Source organism: Rhodoferax sp. (genome assembly GCF_014859475.1).
Lineage (GTDB): Bacteria > Pseudomonadota > Gammaproteobacteria > Burkholderiales > Burkholderiaceae_C > Rhodoferax.
In genome coordinates, this window is sequence record NZ_JACUUE010000325.1 from 1 (window position 1) to 1,729 (window position 1,729).

Consider the following 1,729-nt stretch of genomic DNA (forward strand, 5'->3'; position numbering starts at 1 on the left):
TTGGAATTCGGTTCGCCCAATGACCGCAAAGTGGCACCTGTTCCGAATGTCGATCTCTGATTTGCCAGCGGTCCAGATGGTTGTACCAGTAAGTAAGTGTGTAAAAGGTGGCACGACAGGCGTCACAACATGCGCGACAGTCGTTCTGACTGGCGAACCAATGTCGTCAGCGCCGACGCGACAGGCAAATCGACAGGCAACCCGAAGAAGACTGATAGGCGTGTTGACAGGTGAATCAATTCACCAGCAGTGTGGGAGCCACAGAAACTCACCGTGCAGGGTAAAACATGCCTGGGGCTGCCATCAAGCGACCTGCTTTGGCATCTTCAACACGTTTCCAGACTGGCGGCCATCCAGATAGTCAGCTCACCACTGCATCAGCTTCACCCGATCTTCAAGGTAGGTGCTTCGGTGGTAGGCGGCCCGGATTTCGTTTGCTTCTTTATGGGCTAGCTGGCGTTCGATTACGTCAGGATTCCAGCCACATTCGTTGGTCACCGTGGAAAACAGCGCCCTGAAACCATGGGCGGTTGCCGTGTTTTTGTAGCCCATGCGTGCCAGGGCTGAATTGAAGGTGTTTTCACTCAGGGGCTTTGACGGATAGCTCGGGCTGGGGAACACCAGTTCACGCTTGCCGCTGAGTTTTTGCATGGTGCGCAACACTTCAAGGGCTTGGGTTGAAAGTGACATCCGGTGCTCTACGCGCATCTTCATTCGCTGCGCCGGGATCGTCCACAGCGCCGCGTCAAGGTCGAATTCGGTCCAGCGTGCGCCGCGTGTTTCGCCCGGCCTGGTAGCCGTCAGGATCAGCAGCCTCAGTGCGTGAGCCGTGCTGGGATCGCCGTCATAGGCGGCCAGCTTGGGCAGGAAGGCAGGCAGTTCTTTGTCAGACATCGCGGGCCGGTGCTGCACCTGCCGGGGTTGCAGGATTTCAGACGGCACCAGATCAAGCATTGGGTTTGCTTCAATGCGCTCATGGATCACAGCCCAGCGATACACCGCCTTGATCCGCTGCAGCACCCTGCCTGCCTGGTCGCTGGCACCGCGCTTTTCAATGGCCTTGACGGCTGCCATGATTTCTCACGGCTTGATGGATGCCAGCGGGCGGGCGCCTTGGTGCTTCATCCAATCACCTGCAACCGCTTCAAGTGTGTTGACCGACTCATGCGCAGCCCGAGCCTTTTCGGCTTTGCGTAGTGCCCCAGGGTCACCGCCGTCCTGCAACACCTTCCGGGCCTCGGCTGCCTTGCCGCGTGCGGCCTTCAGGGTCACGCCGGGATACACGCCAAAGGACAGCCGCTTTTCCTGCCGCAGAATCGGTACTTCATGCGCCAATAGCGGCCACCCGCTGACGTCAATTCCAAATAGAGCCCGCCACCATCAAAATGTTTGCCGGGTTCGGTCAGGTTGCGCAGTTCTGCATCGGTCAGTGTCATAAAAAGAATCCTTATCAGCTTGGGGGCATATCTGGGGGCATTTTCTGCCACTGCAACGACAAACTCAAGGATTCATGCGGGTTTGCGGGAATAGTGCGGGTGCGGCCCCGCCAACAGAAACAGATTCAGACAGCATCAGAACCCGCATGCGCTCCAGCGTTGCGGGTTTTTTGTTGCCTCATCAAGGTCAAGTCGTGCCATGAAATACCGACCAGGCACTTGAACGGGTAGCCACAAATCATCGGCTCCTGCCCGCTTTGTACTTTCCCTTGCCAGCGCCAATCACACCGTCG

Annotated in this window: 1 protein-coding gene and 1 pseudogene; both read right to left on the reverse strand. The window is 57.5% G+C overall.

Annotation, left to right across the window (positions count from 1 at the left end; all coding sequences use genetic code 11):
* Positions 1-366 precede the first annotated feature (366 nt).
* Positions 367-1,074: a site-specific integrase gene (locus tag IBX54_RS14920; protein WP_296543435.1), complete on the reverse strand. Its 708-nt coding sequence runs from the start codon at positions 1,072-1,074 to the stop codon at positions 367-369.
* A 6-nt stretch (positions 1,075-1,080) separates the two neighbouring features.
* A pseudogene (locus tag IBX54_RS15280) lies at positions 1,081-1,436 on the reverse strand (Arm DNA-binding domain-containing protein).
* Between the last annotated feature and the right edge of the window lie 293 nt (positions 1,437-1,729).

Excerpts from the sequence above, each read along its gene's own strand:
- IBX54_RS14920 (WP_296543435.1), bottom strand. The coding sequence starts at position 1,074 with ATGGCAGCCGTCAAGGCCATTGAAAAGCGCGGTGCCAGCGACCAGGCA.